The 21,460-nt window shown below is 42.8% G+C and carries 13 protein-coding genes; 10 read left to right on the top strand and 3 right to left on the bottom strand.

Going from position 1 to position 21,460, the window contains the following annotated elements:
* Nucleotides 1-53: 53 nt before the first annotated feature.
* Together glnD and map are read right to left on the bottom strand one after the other, a co-directional pair.
* Nucleotides 54-2,816, bottom strand: coding sequence for a [protein-PII] uridylyltransferase (gene glnD / locus ACP7AE_RS07395; RefSeq protein WP_201540436.1), 2,763 nt, complete (start codon nt 2,814-2,816; stop codon nt 54-56).
* A gap of 202 nt (nt 2,817-3,018) precedes the next feature.
* The gene (gene map / locus ACP7AE_RS07390; protein ID WP_372815769.1) at nt 3,019-3,810 is read right to left on the bottom strand and encodes a type I methionyl aminopeptidase; all 792 of its coding nucleotides are present in this window, start codon (nt 3,808-3,810) and stop codon (nt 3,019-3,021) included.
* A gap of 298 nt (nt 3,811-4,108) precedes the next feature.
* On the opposite strand from map, the gene ACP7AE_RS07385 reads away from it, so the two are divergent.
* The 10 genes from ACP7AE_RS07385 (at nt 4,109) to ACP7AE_RS07340 (ending at nt 19,419) form a co-directional block, all read left to right on the top strand.
* Nucleotides 4,109-5,185, top strand: a complete 1,077-nt coding sequence (locus tag ACP7AE_RS07385; protein ID WP_201540435.1) for an esterase/lipase family protein — start codon at nt 4,109-4,111, stop codon at nt 5,183-5,185.
* Between the two features lie 91 nt (nt 5,186-5,276).
* Nucleotides 5,277-6,389: a lipase secretion chaperone gene (locus ACP7AE_RS07380; protein WP_426242224.1), complete on the top strand. Its 1,113-nt coding sequence runs from the start codon at nt 5,277-5,279 to the stop codon at nt 6,387-6,389.
* 311 nt (nt 6,390-6,700) lie between these two features.
* Complete coding sequence (locus ACP7AE_RS07375) at nt 6,701-7,189, top strand: META domain-containing protein (RefSeq protein WP_055125201.1); 489 nt, start codon at nt 6,701-6,703, stop codon at nt 7,187-7,189.
* 254 nt (nt 7,190-7,443) lie between these two features.
* Nucleotides 7,444-8,448 carry a Xaa-Pro aminopeptidase gene (locus ACP7AE_RS07370; RefSeq protein ID WP_426242222.1) on the top strand — a complete coding sequence of 335 codons (1,005 nt, stop codon included), beginning with the start codon at nt 7,444-7,446 and terminating at the stop codon, nt 8,446-8,448.
* Between the two features lie 182 nt (nt 8,449-8,630).
* Nucleotides 8,631-9,296 carry a hypothetical protein gene (locus ACP7AE_RS07365; protein WP_426242220.1) on the top strand — a complete coding sequence of 222 codons (666 nt, stop codon included), beginning with the start codon at nt 8,631-8,633 and terminating at the stop codon, nt 9,294-9,296.
* 251 nt (nt 9,297-9,547) lie between these two features.
* A complete protein-coding gene (locus tag ACP7AE_RS07360; protein WP_426242218.1) occupies nt 9,548-11,560 on the top strand; it encodes a flotillin family protein in 2,013 nt (670 codons plus the stop codon).
* Nucleotides 11,561-12,044: 484 nt separating this feature from the next.
* Nucleotides 12,045-18,314: a DNA repair ATPase gene (locus ACP7AE_RS07355; protein WP_426242216.1), complete on the top strand. Its 6,270-nt coding sequence runs from the start codon at nt 12,045-12,047 to the stop codon at nt 18,312-18,314.
* Between the two features lie 216 nt (nt 18,315-18,530).
* A complete protein-coding gene (locus ACP7AE_RS07350) occupies nt 18,531-18,701 on the top strand; it encodes a DUF2256 domain-containing protein (protein ID WP_010196547.1) in 171 nt (56 codons plus the stop codon).
* A 44-nt stretch (nt 18,702-18,745) separates the two neighbouring features.
* Nucleotides 18,746-18,892 (top strand): DUF2256 domain-containing protein, encoded by a 147-nt coding sequence (locus tag ACP7AE_RS07345; protein WP_426242214.1) that lies wholly within the window; start codon nt 18,746-18,748, stop codon nt 18,890-18,892.
* 26 nt (nt 18,893-18,918) lie between these two features.
* Nucleotides 18,919-19,419 carry a hypothetical protein gene (locus ACP7AE_RS07340; protein WP_426242212.1) on the top strand — a complete coding sequence of 167 codons (501 nt, stop codon included), beginning with the start codon at nt 18,919-18,921 and terminating at the stop codon, nt 19,417-19,419.
* Between the two features lies 1 nt (nt 19,420).
* On the opposite strand, the gene ACP7AE_RS07335 is transcribed toward ACP7AE_RS07340, so the two are convergent.
* Nucleotides 19,421-21,451, bottom strand: a complete 2,031-nt coding sequence (locus ACP7AE_RS07335; RefSeq protein WP_426242210.1) for an ATP-dependent nuclease — start codon at nt 21,449-21,451, stop codon at nt 19,421-19,423.
* Nucleotides 21,452-21,460 lie beyond the last annotated feature (9 nt).

Genomic DNA, 21,460 nt, shown 5'->3' with positions numbered 1-21,460 from the left:
TGGATAATACACACTGAGTATTTATCTTAGACTTATCTTGTAAGCCCATTTGTTCAATCACATTTGCTGTAAGCAGCAGGCTGTTCTCTTTGCATACTGAGACTGGCCATCAAAGCTGATCGTAGTGCGTCAAGTCTAGCAGCAGATAGCGGTTCATCATTTTGATCGCTGATATAAAACATATCTTCTGCACGTTCGCCCAAAGTGGTGATACGCGCCGCATGCACCTCAATTTTCTCCTGCAAAAACACCTGTCCTACTCTTGCCAATAGTCCCGGCTGATCAAGGGTTTCTAAGCTCATAATATGCTGATCAGAAGCCTCGTTAAACTCAAAATTAATCACCGTGGTCACTTCAAAATGTCTAAGCTGACGCGGTATGCGCTTATTGGTAAGTTTCAGTACTGTCGGGTCTTTAAAGGCATTGATTAGGCGCTGTTTGAGCTCTTGTTGACTGTCTTCATCGACCAATAGTGTGCCACTGGGATCGAGCAGTACATAGGAGTCCAAAGCAAAATCGCGGGTAGCAGTAATAATACGGGCGTCTAAAACATCCAAGTTCATTTGATCGAATACAGCCATGGTGACTGCAAACAGGTTCGTCTGATCTTGGGTATAAACAAAGACCTGTACCGCATCAAGGGCCAACTCACGATGCTCACGCAGTACTACCAATGGCGGGCTATCTGCATTAGAAGCAAGACCAATTGGTGGATGGTTCAAAATGGCCTCGGTATGCCATAAGATGTCTTCAGGAATTTCTCTCAAGAAATATTCATCACCCAAATCATCCCATAGCCTCAAGACTTCATCGCGATTCATGTGTTGATTGTTGACGCTATCGAGCATCGCTAAGGCTTGGGTACGTGTGGCACTGATCATATCTTGGCGATTAGTAGGTGCATCGATATCAGCGCGCAAAATGCGCCGAGTTTGTGAGTATAACTGTTTCATTAATGTGGCACGCCAGCTGTTCCATAACTGTGGATTGGTCGCATTCATATCCGCAACAGTGAGCACATATAAATGATTGAGGTGGGTGACATTACCGACTAAATTGGCAAAAATAGTGACCACTTCTGGATCTGAGATGTCTTTTTTCTGAGCAGTCATCGACATCAATAAATGATAGCGAGTGAGCCAACCGACCAAGTTGGCATCTGCCAGACTCATACCATGCGCCAAACAAAATTCAGTCGACTCAGTTTGTCCAAGCTCACTATGGTTGCCACCGCGACCTTTGGCAATATCATGAAACATGGCGGCCAGTACCAAGATTTCCTTGCGCTCGATACGTTGAAAGATAGAGCTAACCAGTGGGAAATCTTCATAAAACCGTGGGTCGGTGAAGCGATGCAAAATCCGAATCAAAAATAAGGTATGCGCATCAACCGTATAACGGTGAAATAAATCATATTGCATCAGACCGGTCACTTGGGCGAACGCAGGAATGTAGCTGCCTAAGACGCCATAGCGATTCATGGCACGCAGGCGATGAAACAGATAATTCTGCTCTTTTAAATTGGCTAAGAAGAGCGCTTGGTGAGCGGGGTTATCACGGTAGACTTGATCGATGCCACGCGCGGCGATTTTTAGCGCACGCAACGTATGAGTGCGCACGTTTTTGATACCGTACTGACCCATCAGTAAAAACATCTCTAAGATAGAGTCAGGATGCTGAGCAAAAACCCGATGATGCGCCATGGCGATTTGGTCACCAACTTGGTTAAAGCGCGCATTGATTGGCTGCTTTTTTGGACGCTCATCATCAGGCAACTGCGGCTCTATAATCGTCTCGTAATAGTGATTGGTCAGCATCTCAGACAGCGTCGATATCTGCATGGCACAGCGATAATAGTCGCGCATAAAACGCTCGACGGCGGCATTTGGTTGATCGTCTGGCTGCGTCTCATAACCCATCAACTGGGCAATTTCACGCTGATAATCAAACAGCAGCTTGTTTTCGTTGCGACCAGTCAATACATGCAGATAATGACGTATTTGCCATAAATAACCTTCTGCAAAGTTCAGCTCATCGAACTCTTTTTCAGTCAAAAAGTTTTGTTGTACTAAGTCATACAGCTTACCCACTCGAAAATAGCGTTTGGTCACCCAGCCGATGATATGAATGTCGCGTAGACCACCAGGGGCGGTTTTTATATTGGGTTCAAGGTTGTACTCGGTGGCATTGTGCTGTAAGTATCGCGCTTTAGCTTCTGCGATTTTTACTTCAAAAAACTCACGTGGCGACCACTGTTTATTGACAATTTGAACGGGTACATCCTGTAAAGCCTCATTACCAATTAATAGCCGAGCTTCTAGCTGTGCACTGGCAATGGTGTGATCGAGCGACGCCTCTAAAGCATCATTAACACTACGTACCGAGAGAGCAGGCTCTAATCCTATGTCCCACAATAGCGCCACCAACCGATCGATTTTCCCACTGGCATCAGCGCCAATCTCATCAGGGGAGAGCAATAAAATGTCGATGTCTGAATAAAGCGACAGCTCGCCGCGACCATAACCGCCTGTGGCAAATAAAGCCAAATCTGTCTTATCCAGCTCAAACCAGTTGAACAAGGCAATCAGCAATTCGTCAATCGCACCAGAGCGTGCCGCGACCAATTGACGAATATTGACACCGCGTTCAAGTGCACGGTTGATATCCTGATTAATTTGAGTCAACCAGTGAGGAATACCCAGTAGCGACTTTTCAGTGATAGGGGTGTCCGCTAGCAGTGACGCGTTTGTCGCCATATCCTTTGATAATAGAGGTAAAGGTGTCAGATCGATAGAAGCGACATCACAAGTAAACATGAGTGTTATCCCGTTAAGAGTTTAAAAATAAAACGTTTCAGCTGAAAAGCGTAGAATCACCAGTGTGCTGGTAGCTGACAAAAGCCACAAATATAAGTTATTAAGTCATCAGAGTATAAAGATAAAAAGTGGGTGAGCACAATACTCAATATGACCTAATTATTGACCAAAAAAAAGACCGCCTAGGCGATCTTTTTTGATATTACTGGGTCAAAAAACTCAAATCTTCTTCAGGGCGAGTGGTAAACACCTCACAGCCATTATCGGTCACGACCATCGTATGCTCCCACTGTGCTGACAGCTTACGGTCTTTAGTAATCGCCGTCCATTCATCAGGCAAAATCTTGGTTTGCCATGTACCTTGGTTAATCATCGGCTCGATGGTAAAGGTCATGCCTGTTTTTAGCTCAAAGCCTGTGCCTTTTTTGCCATAGTGCATGACTTGTGGCTCATGGTGAAACTCATTACTAATGCCGTGACCACAGAACTCGCGAACGATACTAAAACGCTCAGGCTCGACCACTGCTTGGATAGCCGCACCGACATCACCTAGACGCGCACCGTTTTTGACGACACTCATACCAGCATATAGGGCGTCTTGTGCCACTTTGCAGATACGCTGTGCCATGATAGAGCCGTTACCAACGATCCACATTTTTGAGGTATCGCCATAGTAGCCATCTTTTATCACGGTCACATCGATATTAATGATATCGCCATCTTTGAGTAGCTTGTTTTCGGCTGGAATACCATGACAAACCACATGGTTAATCGAGGTACAAATTGATTTTGGGAAGCCATTATAATTAAGCGGTGCAGGAATAGCCTGTTGCACATTAACGATATAGTCATGGGCGATTTGGTTAAGTGCCTCGGTACTGATGCCAACTCGAACGTGCTCATCGAGCATGACAAGGACATCACTGGCAAGTTTACCGGCCACGCGCATTTTTTCTATGGCTTCTGGGGACTGGATAAGGGATTTTTTAGTCATCATTATATTACTTATAGTTATGGAATTAATGGCTTGAATTATAACATAAATGAAGACGCCGCTGTTTTACGTTAAGTGATAGTGAACCTATCATTAATATTGATAATAATTGCTTTACAGCGAAGTAGGGGCAGTTGTGACCCTCTAGTCACGATAATATATTCATATTTTGACAATTTAGTTGAATGTTACAGAAGATATAAGTAATGTAATTTTGCATGCTAAAGGAATTAGCAGCAATCTTTGCCGATATTATGAGGTAAAGATAATCAAAATTAATGATAACAAGGACGTTATTATGACGCTAAAATCTTCTCTAGCTTCGGCTTTCACGCCCAGCGTATTTCTCCCCTCACTTGGTGTTATCGGTGCCGGTGTACTTTTAATGGCTTTACAAACCACCTCAGCTCAAGCTGCTGGTCAATACTATAATTGTGCCAATTCAACCGGATGTAAGCTGGTCAGCAACAAATACTGGACGTCAAATCATACTGATACAAAATACCCAATTGTTATGGCACATGGTCTTGGCGGCTTTACTAACTTGTTTGGGGTTATCGACTACTTCAATGGCATTCCTCAAGAGTTGATGAAAGGCGGCTCAGAGGTATATACCACCAAAACCTCAGCCGTCAATAACAGTGAGATTCGCGGAGAGCAACTGCTACAACAAGTCAAAACCATCACTGCCATTTCAGGTGAGCCTAAAGTCAATTTATTTGGACACAGTCAAGGCGGTATAGATATTCGCTATGTCGCTGGCGTCGCGCCAAAATATGTCGCATCAGTTACGGCAGTCTCAAGCCCAGAACAAGGGTCAAAAACGGCAGATTTTGTCAAAAACACCCTTGAGCCAAACAACACCACAGGTAATCCATCCAATGTCACAACACAGCTAGTCTCAGGCGTGTTCAATTTGATTGGTGGCTTTACAGACGTTGGCTCAGGTATCAGTTTTAAAGAGATACAAGAGCAAGATGGCTGGCAAGCGCTCGTGGCTCTATCAACCGATGGTGCTGCTAAGTTCAATGCCAAATTTCCTGCGGCAATGCCAAAAAACTATTGTGGTCAGCCGACCAGTACTGCTGTTAATGGCATTAAATATTATTCGTTCAGCGGGGTTGGGCAAATAACAAGCGCACTTGATCCTAGTGATTATTTGTTGGCAGCAACGAGCGTGCCGTTTGCAGGCGAGTCTAATGATGGGTTGGTATCTGCTTGCTCAAGTCGTCTTGGTTATGTGATTCGGGATAATTATAGAATGAATCATTTGGATTCAGCCGATCAAGTATTGGGTCTGACGGCATGGGGCGATTCTGAGCCAAAATCTATCTATCGTACTCAGGTCAATCGTCTCAAAAACGCTAACCTTTAATAATGTAAGCTTTTAATAACATACGCTTTTAAAAACATAAGCTTTTAAAAACATAAGCCTTTAAGCTGACTTATAAAAAGAACCCTCATCTATGTCGAATAATCGCCGCCCAGCCTATCTACCAATAGTTATAATCGCCTTGGTTAGCATAGCCATAACGGCGGCGGTGATTATGTGGTTCAAACCTGATAATACACGTATGGCTACAGCGCAACCAGTATCCAGTGCCCTCACTAATGAGGCTGATGCTACTCTATCAACTGCGCTGGATAATGGCCAAGTAGTGCAAACAACTGCCGCCCAAAACCAGTCTCTATTTGTCACTGGATTGGAGCATTTGCCGCGCTCATTACAAGGCACGCAAATTGACGGCGAAATCATCATTGATGAAAATAAGCAGTTGGTTGTCACTGAAGGTCTACGGCGTTTATTCGATTATTTTTTGTCGGCGCTGGGTGAAGAAGATGAAGCGGTTATTTATGCCCGTGTCGAAAGCTATATTCGTCACCACACGCCAGAGCCTGCCGCTAGTCAAGCGGTCGCTATATTTGACCAATATATTACCTATCTTAAAGCCATTTCTGAAATAGAACAACGTTACGGTAATCTGCAATTACAAGCGGCAAAAAGCGGTGAGCTGGATCTAAATGTCGTCGCTCAGCAAAAGCAAGATGTAGCCAAGTTGCGTCAGCAGTATTTTACTAAAGAAACCATTACCGCCTTCTTTGGTGCAGAAGAGGAGTATGATGATTATAGTATGGAGATGGTCAGAATTAACCAAAACCAGCAGCTAACGGATGTGCAAAAAGAGGCGACACGGCAGAACTACATTAGCCGTATGCCAGATAATGCGCTCAAAGCCGGTATCACCCAGCAAGCCAATCTGAACGAGCTGATGAATCGCACAAAACAGATGCAAGCAAAAGGGGCAACGGCTCAGGAATTGTATAACATGCGTCGTGATCTGGTAGGTGCTCCAGCCGCCGCACGCCTCGCGCAAGTCGATGCAGAAGATGCTAACTTTGCTCAACGTTTTGACCAATATCAAGCTCAAAAACAGCGCTTATTAAGTCAAAGTGCAGATAAAACGCAAGCACAAACCCAAATCAATCAAATCGAACAGCAGCTATTTAGTGAGGCTGAACGCAAACGTTTGGTAGGCTATGCTGCTTTGCAACAACAGAACAGTGCCAATCTAGAGTAATGCCTAGCATAAATGAGTAAAACGGTAATTTTAACGAGAAATTATCGGTTTTTAGGGTATATTCGAGAAGTTATATAAAAAGTGTTAGCAGTTAATGTACTGTCTAACAATAGGGGTTAGCAAAAAGACTATAGAGCGCAACAAATAACAGGGTAATCATACACTCAATCTATAATGACAGTTAAGCTCCAGTTGTGCATAATGACCGCATTATTGAGAGTAATGAATAAAACAGTAAATTAATCATAATAAAAACGAATGTTTAGGATAAGAGCTATTTTTTATTCTAAAAAACCACTATAGGAGTTTATATGAAAAACATGACTAAAATGATGATGGCAGCGACGCTTGCGGTAGGTACATTGGCTGCTGGTTGCCAAACCACCCCTAGCGTAACAGCGCCAGTGACTCAACCAATTACTTCTAATACGCTACAAGCATATGATTGGCAGCTAGTTGACGCAAAACGCAGCAATGGCGATAAAGTTAGCCAATTGTTCTTTGATCCAGCGAAGCCGTTGACGCTAAAGTTCTTTAAAGATAGCGGCAGTGACCGTGTGACCTTTATGAACACCTGTAATAACATGGGCGCTGACTACAAGGTTGTGAATGGCAATGTCGTACTAGGCAACGTTTTATCTACTATGATGGCATGCCCTGAGCCACAAGCAAGCTTTGATACTGCGACTTTAGCGACCGTACAAGGTAAATATAGCATCAGCAAAAATGCCAATAACACGCCTATCTTGACCATTACCAATAGCAATCAAGTTGCCCATTTCAAAGCTGTTTCTAAATAATTCAAGCATTGCAGATGGTTTTTGAATAGTATTTGCGAAAAGCAAGGTTGAATAAAAGCCAGATGTAGTTTTAAAAATGCCTCACTATCTAGTGGGGTATTTTTTTGTCCAAAATTTGGCATGGTTTACGCTACACTGTCATTTGCTATTAAGTAAAGTCTTTAGGCTAGGATACCTTAATGCACTCAATCTTTTAGCCTTGATTGTCAAGATTCTCAGTACGCAATAATCAACACTTTATTGGACGTTATTTTATGTCAAAAATGCTTGTATCAAAATCATTCGTCAATATACGAACGATAAGTAATATCACCGCACTAACGACTTTTATTCTGTTGACGGGTTGTCAGACCTTGCCTAGTACGATATCTAAAACGATGCAAGCACCTGCTAATAATATGAGTGCGAGCAATCCACTAACGGCGCGAATGTCAGCGATAGATCGGCAAGGGCGCATTGCCTATGTCGAGGAGCAAGGAGTCGGAGCTGCAAAGATATCGACGCTTTATAGCATTCGTCCTGATGGTAGTGATCGTCAGTTAATCGATCAGCTAACTGGTTATATTTATGCGCCAGCGTGGTCAGCTGATGGGCAACTGCTGGCATATAGTAAACAAGCGCCGCGCCAGCATCCTAAGATTTATATCTATGATCGCAAAAGCAACATCCGCAACCTTGCGGTAAATGCTGAAGGCAGCAATATGTCAGCGTCGTTCTCACCTGATGGTCAAAAACTCCTCTATAGCTCAACGGTCGGCGGCAATGCTGATATCTATGAGATACGTCTGAGCGATGGTAAGACCACACAGCTCACTACGTTACCGAGCACGGAAGTACAGCCAAGTTACGCCAGTGATGGGCAAAGCTTTGTCTATACCAGTGATAAAGTCCGCGCTGGACGTCCACGTATCTATCGCTATCACTTCGAGACTGCTAGTGCCACGCCTGTGCCAACAAGTGGCTATGTCGCCAGTCCGCAACTGAGCTTGGACGGTCAGCGTATGGCCTATCTAAATGGTCGAAAGGCCGCCGTTATGACCCTGAGTACTGGGCAAATCACCAATCTAGCAGAGACTGGACTTGATGAACCAGCGCGTCTGTCACCATCTGCACAGTATGCTGTCTATCCGACAAAGCTTTCACAAGTGGGCGGTCAAAATGGCGGAAGTTTGGTCATTCACTCATTATCTGGTAATACAAGTTATGCGATCGGCAGTAAGGTGGGCGGAGTCGTGCGCTCGCCGATATGGGGACGCTAAAGGCAAAACCTATGTATTATGTAATAGAATATATATATAATCCTTGATAAAGCAACATAAGTTGATTTAAAAAATGTAAACTTGGCAGCATTAATTCGAGTGAGCATCATCCACATAATACCAATTTGTATAACCAAGTCATTGAGCTAATAGATTGGGTGAGCAAAAGGAGAACACGCGCAATGCAAGAAGCTTTTTTAGTCTTTATCACTAAAATCAGTTTATATCCCACGATTATTTTTACGGGGCTTGTGATGTTCGTCACTTTATATTGGGTTGTGTCTTTACTCGGCATGGCAGATATGGATAGCGTAGACCTTGGTGAGTCAGGCGGTGATGCTGATGTCTCTACCTTATCATCGACTGGTTTTTTCACCGGTCTCATGCTCAAGTTTGGTCTTTACGGTGTCCCTTTAATCATCATACTAAGCTTAATTAGCTTGATCGGTTGGTTGCTTAGCTATTTATATACCAGCTTTTTACACCAATATTTCGATTCTGGCGTTCTGTATTATTTATTCGGTACAGGGGCGCTCATTTTCGTATTGGTCGTCTCTATGTGGTTGACAGGCATTATTATTTCGCCGATTCGCAAAAATATCGCCAAAATTCCCAAACGTAATTCGTCTAATAATGTGGGTAAGATCGCTGTTGTGCGTACGCTTAGTGTCACAGATAAACATGGCGAAGCAGAATTAAGTGATGGCGGCGCAGGATTGATATTAAAAATTCGTTCAGATATTGATGATAATTTATTAAAACAAGGCGATAGAGTGATGTTGGTCGAGTATTTAAAGGATGCCAATACCTACCGAGTTGTTGTCGTGGAAGATAAAAAAATATTGTAAAAATATGAATAAAGCTAATTATTTTTAGAAATAATTGATTGTTAGAAATAGCGAGTTTTTAGAAATAGCACGAATCGTTTTAAATTTGGTTATAGTCGGTTCAATGTAGTTCAGATATCAGAATGGTGCGTGACAGGGCTATAAAGCGCACATGCTATAAACAGTGCTATAAATAGTAGAGTTAGCAGGCCTGATAGCGTATCTGATTTATATAGAATTGATTATGGAATGTTTTAATTAAAGGAATGGATATGGACACACTCATTATCGTCGGCGTGATTGTAGTGCTGGCGTTTGTTTTTATGATGGTCGCACTATTGATGCTCAAGGCCTTTTACTTTAAGGTCGAGCAGGGCAAAGCACTCATTATTAACGGCGTGAGTAAAATTGCCGTACGTTTTGATGGTGGTTTTGTTTGGCCAGTCATCAACAAAAAAGAATTGATGCGCATATCGCTCATCACGTTAGAAGTGGACAGACGCGGTAAAGAAGGTTTGATTTGCGCAGACAACATGCGTGCTGATATCACCGTGGCATTTTATTTACGTGTCAATGAAACCGAAGAAGATGTGCTAAAAGTTGCTAAATCGGTTGGGGTTGAGCGTGCGTCAGATAAGGTCGCTGTCAACGAGCTATTTAATGCTAAATTCTCTGAAGCATTGAAAACGGTTGGTAAACAGATTGATTTTGTCAAACTGTTTGAAAATCGCAGCGAGTTTCGTGACAGCATCGTTCAAGAAATTGGTAATGATCTAAACGGCTATGTCTTAGAAGATGTGGCGATTGATTATTTAGAACAAACGCCAAAAGCGTCATTAGATTCCAGTAATATCTTAGATGCTGAAGGTATCAAAAAGATTACGCAATTAACGGCCTTTCAGAACGTCATCACCAACGAGCTTGAGCGTGATGAAGAACTGGCTGTTAAGAAAAAGAATGTAGAAACTAGAGAGGCAATGCTAGAGCTAGAGCGTCAGCAAGCTGATGCCGAAGCCAAACAGCAACGTGAAATCTCGTCAGTGATTGCACGCGAAACTGCTGAAACCCGCAAGATTGAAGAAGAAGAGCGTAAAAAGTCTGAAACGGCTGTTATCTCGGTTGAGCAGGATTTGGCCATTCAGCGTGAGAATCAGCAACGTGAAATCGAAGTAGCAGGTCAAAATCGTCTGCGTGCGGTCGTCATCGAAGAAGAAAAAGTCACGCGTGCTCGTGATTTAGAAATTGTCTCTCGTGAGCGTGAAGTTGACTTGCAGCGTATCGAAGCTGAACGTGCAATTGAGCTTGAGAAAAAAGAAATCGCCAACGTCATTCGTGAACGTATCGCAGTGGACAAAACCGTTGCGCAAGAAGAGGAGCGTATCAAAGAAGTCCGCGAAATTAGCGAAGCTGAGCGTTCTAAGCAAACACGTGTGCTAGCAGCAGAAGCCGATGCGGAAGAAATCAAAGTACGTCAGGTGAAAAAAGCCGAAGCAGAAGAGCTGTCTGCCAAGCATAAAGCCGTCGAAATTACCACGCTTGCCGCTGCGAATCTTGAAGCATCCGCCAAAGATTCAGAAGCCAAAATTAAGATGGCCGAAGGTACCAAAGCAGAAGAGTCAGCACATGGCTTCGCTGAAGCGGCTATCCAAGAAGTCAAAGCGGCTTCTTTGGAAAAAGAAGGCATTGCGAAAGCCAATGTTATCAAAGCGACTGGACAAGCTGAAGCACAATCAGATCGTGAAAAAGGTATGGCAGATGCTGAGGTTATCGCGGCTCGCGGTGAATCTACCGCCAGAGCTGAGCGTGAAAAAGGCATGGCAGATGCTCAAGTCATCGCGGCTCGTGGTGAGTCAAATGCCAAAGCAGAACGCGAAGTTGGATTGGCAAAAGCCGAAGTTACTCGTGCACATTTCCAAGCCGAAGCAGATGGTCTGGTCGAGAAATTCAATGCCATGGGTAGCATGAGCAAAGAGGCACGTGAGCACGAAGAGTTCCGTATGAGCCTAGAAACAGCATTGCAAGAAGCGCTTGCTTCGATTGACGCTGGTAAAGAGATTGCGAAAGAAAATGCTGAAGTATTGGCAGTCGCATTACAGAAAGCCAAAATCGATATTGTTGGCGGCGAAGCGCATTTCTTTGATAACTTTGCCAAGTCACTGTCTATCGGTAAAGCCATTGATGGCCTAGCGGGTAAGTCGGACACATTGAGCGGTATCATCAATGGTGTGATGGCCAGTCAAGCCATGAAATCAAACCAGCAAAATGATGATAAAACGACTTATTAATAGGGTCTAAATGTCTAGGGCGAGTCCTCAATTCAATCGATAGTTATCTAAATAGGTTAAAAATGGCTAAATCTTGCCAAACAGCGTCAAATAGCTGACTAATATCTCGATATTATCTGCGCTATTTTCCTTGTTTGACTGCGATTTATCTCATTTTTATCACCATTTTTAAAATGAGGACACGCCCTAGCCTTAATGGGTAAGTATTAGTGAGCAAGTTTTTATCTAACAGTATGAATGAGTAATATTTTCTAAAATAAAAAATCTGTCGTTTAGGCGGCAGATTTTTTTGCTAACTCAGGGTGATTCGGAACGACGAATCATGATGAGTTGGCTAATCTAAAAAATCAGCAGTGATGATTCGCTTTTTTAGATTAGCCAAGTGCTTCTTTACTTTCAATGATTCTTTATCTCACATAGCTTCTTATTTTTCTTATTGCCCAAAATTCTCTTATTATGTAAAAACAGAAACGGACGAGCAACGATGGCGGATACGCAAACTTCAAAGAACTCAGATAGCAACGATAATAATAGCGCTAATCAAGCTAACCAAACCGATCAGGCAGTTGCTTCAGGCAATGCTTATGAGCTCATCAAAAAACGTTTAACCGAGCAAGGCAGCCGCTTAGAGCAGCAGACCGCTACGCTCAATAATTCGCGTCTCGAAGAGTTTGGCAGCACCCAGATGCAAGTCATCGCCCGTACTCGTATTCGTACTGAGTACAACTGTGTGGCACAAGACATGGTGCAGGTCGGTGATTATTTGCTGTTTGGCTACAACGTTTTTATGGGGCTTAAACGCGCGAGCAATATTAAAGACGTATTGTCGTTATATCGTCTGAACGAGCCAGTTGGTAATGAAGAAGAGTATCAGCTCGAAGAGGTTGACTTAAAAGGGACTTTTTTGGCTCAAGATGCCTTTGTCCAAGACTTTAATGAGCTATATAGATACTACAAGCAAACGCGCCTGATTCAAATAACGGTGAAAGACAGCAAATTGCTGTTGGCATTTCAGATTGGCGAGCGTATCACCGATATTCGAGTGTTTCGCTTTGCGTTAGATTTTAGCCAAGGTACGCCAGAGTCGGCGCAAGTCGCTTATGTGGACAATCGAGGCGAGCGTGACATTGAACTGCCGCCTGCTTATGATTTTGACTGGATTGATACCACCCGCGATCAAATGGTGAATGGCAAATATCCCCATATGAATATCTTAGACACGATATTCGTAGAAACGGTCGGTGGTGATTTGACCATTAAGATTGAGGACAATACGCAATCCGGTCAAGGTATTTATAGTGAACATGTCAATGACCGTACCCAGTCGCTGACGGATGCTGAGATTGCGTATGCCAAAGTCGGCAGTCTAATACTGCTTAAGATATTGCCTTATCGTGAAGAGGACTACCGTTATTTCGTTTATAACACCTTGACCGAAGCGGTGCTGCGTTTGGATGCGATTGGACAGTCGTGTGTTCAGCTACCAGAAGACCACGGCATCATGTTTCCGGGTGGTTATTATCTACAGACGGGTGAGTATAAGCTGTTCGAGGCCAATAACGTTGGCGCTACTGACTTACGGTTTAAGCGGAAAATTGTATCGCCAAATGGGGAAGATGTTTTATTCTTATTTTACGACAGAGACTTGGGCGTCACGGGGCTGTTCCCTTATAATCTGATTAAAAAGCAATTGGCAAATCCTATTTATTGCAACGGTATGGCTTTGGCTGAGAATGGCCGCTTGGTGCTGTTTAGTGACCAAAGCGAGCCATCTCGTATTCATCCGATGCAGATATGGCACACGCCTTATGCCTCACACGAGTATGTCAGTGAGTTGCCAGAAAGCACGAGTTTTTATGGCAAGATTGGTAATAAAGAATTGGTGCGCGGTATCTCAGACCTTTATAGCATTACTCGCCTGATTGATAATCAAAGCGTGTCACAAAAACTATATGAAGAGCTTACCAATAATACCAGCCGACTCTTTGACAGCTATTATTGGTTGTCTGAGCCTGAGCTAAGCGAAGTCGCCAGCAGTATTAAAGAAGTGACGGCCACGGCTGAGCTGGTCATTGATGAGTTCGCCAAAGTACAAAGTATCCAGAAGCAAACCCAAACCGCGCTAGCCGATGCTGATACGCAGCAAAGTGAGATTTTACGACAGATACGCGTCACTAGCTTTGAGTCTGCCAGTGATTATGTCGATCAGTTGTCAGCATTAAGACGTCAAAAAGGCCGTTTGGTCAGCTTAGAAGATTTGCGTTATCTGGATGCTGACAAGTTACAAGCATTGCAGACGCAGTTAGAAGAAGCCGAAAGCGAACTGGCTGAAAAGACTGTGCTGTTTTTAAGTGGCGAAGAGGCGCTCTCAAGTTACGAAGGCATATTAGTCGATGTCAGTGAGCGCTTAAACACCGCAGAAACCAATGCCGAGCTAAAACCTGTATTAGAAAAAATTGATGAGACAGCGCAAGGGTTGGATTTATTAACCGAGTTGTTAGGCACGTTGGATGTGGCTGATGCCACGGTACGTACGCAAATTATCGATGACATATCGACCATTTATGCGAGCCTAAACCAGAGCAAAGCCAAGCTCAATCATAAACGCAAAAATCTAGGATCAGCGGAGGCTGTGGCGCAATTTGGTGCGCAGTTTAAGCTGTTTGGTCAATCGATTGCCAATGCATTATCCATTGCCAATACCCCTGAGAAATCAGATGAGCAAATGGCAAAATTGTTGGTACAGCTAGAAGAGTTAGAGAGCCAATTCGCTGATCCAGAGACCAACAGCGGCGATCAGTTTTTAGCCGATATCATCAGTAAGCGTGAAGAGATTTACGAGACCTTTGAAAATCATAAGCAGCAACTGCTCGATGCTCGCAACCGTAAAGCGCAAAATTTAGGTGATGGCGCGCTGCGAATGCTTGAGAGTATTAAAAAACGCACGCAAAGCACTGGCGTCACCGGCTTTACAGAAGAAGAGGCGTTAAATACGTATTTTGCGGCTGATGGTCTGGTGCAAAAAGTCCGCAACATCGCAAAAGAGCTGCAAGCGATGGGCTTTAGTGTAAAAGCTGATGACATCGACGCGCGCCTAAAAGCCATTCAAATCGAGAGTTATAAGAGTCTAAAAGACAAGTCGGACTTGTTTGAAGATGGTGGCCAAATCATCAAACTGGGCAAGCACCGCTTTTCAGTTAATACTCAGCCACTTGATTTAACTTTATTAAGCCGTCAGCAATCAGATGGCAGTCGTGTTTTAAATCTGCATCTCACGGGCACAGACTATTATGAAGTACTTAATAATGCTGAGCTAAACGCCTTGCGTCCGTATTGGGATATGAATATCGCTTCTGAGTCGAATGCCGTTTACCGCGCGGAGTACTTAGCATATAGCATTATCGAAAGTGCCAAAAATAGCCAAGAGGGTTTGACGGAAGCGCGTCTATATCAAGCATACGATGCGACTGTCATTACCCTCGATGTGAATGGCGATATTGATAATGACAGCCCCTTGTCCAAACTGGTCAAAGCCTACGCCACTCCTCGTTATCAGCTCGGCTATGACAAAGGCATTCATGACCATGATGCCACGTTGTTACTGATGCAAATACTGCCGACTTTGCGCGAGGCAGGGTTGCTGATTTATACCCCACAAGTACGTGCATTGGCGCAACTATTTTATTGGCAGCTGAATATCGTCCAAGCGCTGGGCTTAGACAGCTTACGCCAATTTGGTTATGACACTTGGTTAAATGAGTCCGTGCTGACGCGCGCGAGTAACTGGACGGATAGAGCCGCGACCGCCGAGCAACTGCGCCGTGCATTGGGCAGTGATACTGCGAAGTCTCTATTGGTTGAAGACATGAGCCAAGTGATGCGTCATTTTGTTATGGCTCATAATGATGACAGTCTTAGCGCTGATAAAGATGTTAGCGTTGATAACGGCACTGGCATTAATAATGGCGCTGGCAAGCAGTCCACATCTAAATCAGGGTCAAAACTGGATTCAAATACCAGTGATGTTCATAACACCAATATTTTCAAACCAAGCTACGTTCAGCTTGCTTGTGAATATTTAGTGAGCGTGATGGGGCAGTCGGCTGAAACCAATGCAGGCGCAAACAGCACAGTAAACTGGCAAACCAGCCAACAAGCGCAGCAGTTGTGTGAACAGCTAAGCCAAACGCTAAATAGCGCTTCAGGCAGTATGCAAGCGACAGCCAGTTTTGATCAACTACAGTCTTCAATTGGCAAGCTTGGATTCCAACCCAAGTCAGCCTATGAGCTATTGGCAACCTGGTTCCATGCATTGCTTGAGAAAACTTATGGTGGGACTGAATCGGCTAACGTAGCGACTGATAGCACCAATGAAGCAGGCGAAGCACTCAGCGAAGCTCAGCTTGCCGAGATTGACGCACAAAACGCGCTACGCAAGCAGCAGTTAGAAAGTGGCCGTCATTATGTGCCGGAGGCGATAGCCGTTTTACTTACTCAATTGAACGATGCCCAACGTGAAGCTTTGGTGCAACGATTGATTGATTCAGGTGCTAGCTTTGATAAACGGATGGGTGTTAAAGGGTCAGGTAATAAAGGACTAAATGCTAAAGGACTAGGCAATAAAGGTTTAGGCAGTACAGGCACCAATGCCACGACATCTGCCTTATCATTTTCCTCAATTACCTCGTCGGCTACGTCAACGCCTTCATTGACCAGTATTAATAATCCGCTCAACCAAGTACAAAGCTTTGAGCGTAGCACGGGTAAGGTATCGCTTGAAATACAGGTTAATAACTTGCTAGGTGAGCATGCACGTATTCATCAGCAGACCTTAACCTTTGCCGTCGATGATTTCTTAAATCGTTTGCATTATCATGATACCCAAGTCATTCCTGCCTATAGACGTTATCTGGCCATGCGCTCAGAGATTTTGAATGATTCAAAAGAAACGTTGCGACTGGACGAATTTATGCCACGTCCATTGTCCTCCTTTGTGCGTAACCGTCTGATTAACGAGAGCTATCTGCCTCTCATTGGTGATAACCTCGCCAAACAGATGGGTACGGTCGGTGAGGATAAGCGTACTGATTTGATGGGTATCCTCATGATGATATCGCCACCAGGGTATGGTAAAACCACCTTGATGGAGTACGTGGCAAATCGTCTCGGCCTTATCTTCATGAAGATTAACTGTCCGTCACTCGGTCATGACGTAACGTCTTTAGATCCTGAAAAAGCGCCCAATGCCACCGCACGAGAAGAGCTGAATAAAATCAACTTAGCCTTTGAGATGGGCAATAACGTCATGCTCTATCTCGATGATATTCAGCATACGCATGCGGAATTTTTGCAGAAGTTTATCTCATTGGGTGATGGTACACGCCGTATCGATGGTGTCTGGCAAGGTAAAACCAAAACCTATGACATGCGTGGTAAAAAGTTCTGCGTGGTCATGGCTGGCAACCCATATACCGAAAGCGGAGAGGCATTTAAAGTGCCTGACATGCTCGCCAACCGTGCCGATATCTACAACTTAGGCGATATCATGAGCGGCATGGAAGAAGTGTTTGCGCTTAGTTATATCGAGAACTCGCTCACTTCTAACACCGTTCTCGCGCCACTGGCCAACCGTGACCTAGCGGATGTGCATCGTCTCATCAAAATGGCGAAAGCGGACAATGCGAATCTTGCCCAAGCCCAAATCAGTGATTTGACGTATCCGTATAGCACCTCAGAGATTAATGAGATTGTCGCGATTTTGCGTCATATGTTTACGGTGCAAGAGGTCATTCTAGACGTTAACCAAGCGTATATTGCTTCTGCCTCGCAAGATGACAAGTACCGCGTTGAGCCGATATTTAAGCTGCAAGGCAGTTATCGTAATATGAATAAAATGACCGAAAAGCTGTCGGCGGTCATGAATAAGAGTGAGCTGAACCAGCTGATAGACGATCACTATTTGGGAGAGTCACAGCTACTGACTCAAGGTGCAGAGAGCAACTTGCTCAAGCTTGGTGAGATGCGCGGTGTGTTGACCGAAGTAGAACAAGAGCGTTGGGCGCAAATCAAAGCTGATTTCTTACGTAACAAAGCCATGGGCGGAGAAGACGGTGACACGGGCGCGCGTATCGTTGCTCAGTTGGTCGACTTGGCCAGTGGTTTCAATGCCATCAGTAGCCAGTTTGAGACATACTTAACGAAAAATGATCCTGAACAAATCGCTCGATTACGAGAAGCAGGTCAACAAGCGCAGCTCGATGCGCAGTTAAACGGCCAATTAGAAGCACAGAAAATCCTTGCCGATAGCATGATCAATAATGCCAAAGTCGTCAGCGACAGCATCGATAATGGCTTTGAGAAAAGTCTGAATCAGCTGATGCAAATATATAAGCATGATCACAATGCTGGAAAGGCAGAAGGCGAGTATCTCAAGCAAAACCAAGACGTGCAAAAAGCATTGATGGTGCAGCTGGTCAACGCCGTTGAACAACTGGCGCAAAAAATGGCGGATAGCCTGTCTAATAGTTTAACTGAAAGCCTGATTAAAAATGAAGAGCATCAAACCGTAGATAGCGATGCGCCTGATATCACTCAGCAGACCGCACTTATGGCAACTGCACTCAAGCAAGCGTTAGAGCCACTGACGATGCGGATGGATGAGAAGCTGGCGATTGATAGCAGCACCGATCAATCAGGCAAGTTAATCGTCAATAGTCTCAACAGACTCAATAAAATCTTTGACGACTATGATTAATTATTAACGCTTATGAGCAATGCTGATGACTTGCACTTATGAATATCACTATAAATAGGGCTTATGATTAAGAGACAGTGGTAATATAGTCGGCAACAGCTACTTTGGGTACGATGACGGCGAGTAAAGTTGCTACAAACAGTAGGTGAAGCGAGCCTAATACCGTATCCGATGATAGTGAATCGACTATAGATTAAACAAACCAATGAGAGAATTATGGCGCATAAAAAGAAGAACGTCCGCAAAAAACTTTGCCCTGTCTGCGAGCGCGAATTTAGCTGGACTAAAAAGTTGGATAAAAATTGGGAGAGCATGGTCTATTGCTCAGACCAATGCCGACGAGTGAAAAAGTATGAAGGGCTGGATCATCAAAAAGAAGATAAATAGGCAGTAAACATTAATCATAGATATACGGCAGAAGGGAGCAGACGATGGCACATAAAAAGGTCAACCTACCGCAAAAAACCTGCCCAGTCTGTCAACGCCCGTTTACGTGGCGTAAAAAGTGGGAGAAAGACTGGGAGCAGGTGATTTATTGTTCTGAAGAGTGTCGGCGAGGTAAGGATAAAGCAGATTGAGGTATTCCAAAACATTAAGGTAAATTATGAGTAAGCATTTTGAATATTCAAGTTTTCGAGAAAAGCTTATTGAACACCTATTCATTGGTGAAATGCTTAAGCTATCTTGGTCAAAAGATGATTGCCAATTAGAGGTTATGAAACCTGAAGTTGATAACGCAGGTTGCGATGTTGTTCTTGAAGACAATAATATTATCCGTCATATTCAACTAAAGACTTCAAAATTTGGTGCTAAGACATCAGGTCAAAAAGTCAATGTTCGCTTAGCTAATAAGCCATCAGGATGTATAGTTTGGATATTATTTGATGAAGATACATTAGAGTTAAAATCTTTCTACTTCTTTGGCGCAGAAGCAGGAAAGCCACTAACTGGATTAGAAAATGCCAAAGTAGCAAAACATACTAAAGCTAATGTAGAAGGGGTGAAAACTGAGCGACCTAATATTCGTACGATCAATAAAGGACAATTCACTAAATACGATAGTATAGAAGCTTTATACAATGTATTGTTTGTTCCAAAATTCTAAACTAGTGATTATTGTCCTTTATATGCTGAAATATTGATTCGCATAATTCTGTGGCTGATGGTGTTAGCTCCCATCGCTCACTCTGCATCAGTTCAACTATGTCTTGGCAGAAATTAGTTTTACTCTTAATAGTACCTTGGTTTCCATCTAAAAAAGTAAAAGATTTTTCATTATTTCCTAGCTTAGGTACGACTCCATCCTTACGCATTTTACTTAAAATATTATCAAAATATTTGCCTATTCCTTTAGACGATGTCTGATAACTGTCAGTAAAATACTTTTCATAATTATCGCTGTAAGCGAGCTTTTTCTTATTCCCTTGCCTAGCTAGACCGTTATCAGGACACATTTCAAAGAATTTTCTTACTAAAAGTTTTTTAGGTATTGAGTTTTCAGTCTCTTTTCCTTGAGTGATGATTATTCTCTCTCCCAGCTGTTGCTCAAGCTCATTAAACCTAGGCTTGTCTTTCAAGTCAGCATCCGCTATCACTAAGGCATTAGAAGTTACAAGTACAGCATTTAATCCCTTTGGCTTACTACTATCAACTTTTTCTGAATTGTCTATTTCAAAATCCCAATGTTCTAAGTTTGAACCTTGATATTCGACAAACGCATAGTGATAGCCATCTATAAAGCGTGAATAATCTTCCAACTTCTCTTCATCAGTTACCTTCAACTCATCCAAGTACTTTTTTAAATATTGGACGAAATATAGGCGGTCAGTAATTCCTTCAATCCAAATAGTGCAATTGGCTAAGAAGACCGACGAAGGAGATACACCAAGCGTTTGCAGTATAGTGCGATCACCATCACAGCGTCTAATTACAGTTTCGTATTTTTTTTCTTCATTATTAACATTTTCTTTGTCTACACGATATAAAGCAATACGTTTGTCTTCATTAATCATATCAAGCAAATAGTTTGAATGACTGGTTGCCATGTAGTAATGGTCAGTTTCATTTAACAAGAATTTCATAAGTTGTTTGACGTAGCCTGCATGCAAATGCATTTCTGGCTCTTCGATGAGAAAAATAGATGGCCTTCTCATTACATATGATGTGTAGGTTAAAATAATTATTTGCTGTAGTCCATCTCCTAAATCGGAAATAGGATATTGTTCACTGTTACCAATTTTAATTTCTATGCTTTTACTTTTCTTATTGGGAATAATTACAACTTCTTCATTATTGAAAAAATAGTGTGATAATTTGTGTTGATAACTTTTAACTTGCTCTCTTCCATCAGGTAAACCTAATAGTAAGTCAGTAAGAGTTTCGAAAAATCCTTCTCCAGAAATTATCTCACTAGGAGAGAAACGGTAGTCATAGGCTACTCTCAATGTTAATGGCGAGTTTTTAAGAAAATTTTGAGCCTCTTCTACAGACAAATGATACTCTGTGTCAATACCTTTATCTTGAGATATTAACTCATTTATATATTTATCATCGAAGTTGGTATAGCCTAAATCTTTCAGGGTTCTTAAAGAGTTAATATAATGAATTTCAAACTCTGTTATATTAAAGTAAACTGCTTTTAATTCTAGAGTACTCAATTTTTCTAATACTTCATGGAACAGTGAAGTAGTGGTAGATATATCTCCTTTAGTGATTGAGTAGATACTTTTCAACCACACATCGGCGTTGCTATATAGCGTGTTCTGATTTGCGAAGTAATCATTGTGTAAATGCAAATAACGATCTACCTTACCCGAAGCTTCATTTATAAGTTTGCTAATTATAGAAAAATCTGTTGTATCCATTTGTTTTAGATTTAAATCAACTGAAGTCAAGCTTAGAAAATTATCGTTCAATTCATTCAGATTTTGCAAAAACATTGAAGGTGGAAAAATATTGACTCTTTTAGACTGTATGTGCATTGCTAAACTCCGCATAAACCTACTTTTGCCAGAATTATTTGCACCAACAAGTACATTTACTCGTTTTAGTTCTAGAGGATTAGCAGAGTCTAATCCTTCCTCTGAGTCAAAATCATTAAAATCCTCTTTAAACCATATTTTTACTGCTTCTTCCATAGCTTCCGC

This window comes from Psychrobacter sp. TWP2-1-2 (genome assembly GCF_049896785.1).
In the GTDB taxonomy this organism is placed as follows: domain Bacteria; phylum Pseudomonadota; class Gammaproteobacteria; order Pseudomonadales; family Moraxellaceae; genus Psychrobacter.
The sequence above is the reverse complement of the archived record's forward strand: the minus strand, read 5'-3'. Positions and strand labels throughout refer to the sequence as shown.

What these genes read in the sequence shown, in the direction of transcription:
- ACP7AE_RS07355 (WP_426242216.1), top strand. Translation starts at nt 12,045, where the DNA reads ATGGCGGATACGCAAACTTCAAAGAACTCAGATAGCAACGATAATAAT.
- ACP7AE_RS07375 (WP_055125201.1), top strand. Translation starts at nt 6,701, where the DNA reads ATGAAAAACATGACTAAAATGATGATGGCAGCGACGCTTGCGGTAGGT.
- ACP7AE_RS07380 (WP_426242224.1), top strand. Translation starts at nt 5,277, where the DNA reads ATGTCGAATAATCGCCGCCCAGCCTATCTACCAATAGTTATAATCGCC.
- ACP7AE_RS07365 (WP_426242220.1), top strand. Translation starts at nt 8,631, where the DNA reads ATGCAAGAAGCTTTTTTAGTCTTTATCACTAAAATCAGTTTATATCCC.
- ACP7AE_RS07350 (WP_010196547.1), top strand. Translation starts at nt 18,531, where the DNA reads ATGGCGCATAAAAAGAAGAACGTCCGCAAAAAACTTTGCCCTGTCTGC.
- ACP7AE_RS07370 (WP_426242222.1), top strand. Translation starts at nt 7,444, where the DNA reads ATGTCAAAAATGCTTGTATCAAAATCATTCGTCAATATACGAACGATA.
- ACP7AE_RS07345 (WP_426242214.1), top strand. Translation starts at nt 18,746, where the DNA reads ATGGCACATAAAAAGGTCAACCTACCGCAAAAAACCTGCCCAGTCTGT.
- ACP7AE_RS07335 (WP_426242210.1), bottom strand. Translation starts at nt 21,451, where the DNA reads ATGGAAGAAGCAGTAAAAATATGGTTTAAAGAGGATTTTAATGATTTT.
- ACP7AE_RS07340 (WP_426242212.1), top strand. Translation starts at nt 18,919, where the DNA reads ATGAGTAAGCATTTTGAATATTCAAGTTTTCGAGAAAAGCTTATTGAA.
- ACP7AE_RS07360 (WP_426242218.1), top strand. Translation starts at nt 9,548, where the DNA reads ATGGACACACTCATTATCGTCGGCGTGATTGTAGTGCTGGCGTTTGTT.
- ACP7AE_RS07385 (WP_201540435.1), top strand. Translation starts at nt 4,109, where the DNA reads ATGACGCTAAAATCTTCTCTAGCTTCGGCTTTCACGCCCAGCGTATTT.
- map (WP_372815769.1), bottom strand. Translation starts at nt 3,810, where the DNA reads ATGACTAAAAAATCCCTTATCCAGTCCCCAGAAGCCATAGAAAAAATG.
- glnD (WP_201540436.1), bottom strand. Translation starts at nt 2,816, where the DNA reads ATGTTTACTTGTGATGTCGCTTCTATCGATCTGACACCTTTACCTCTA.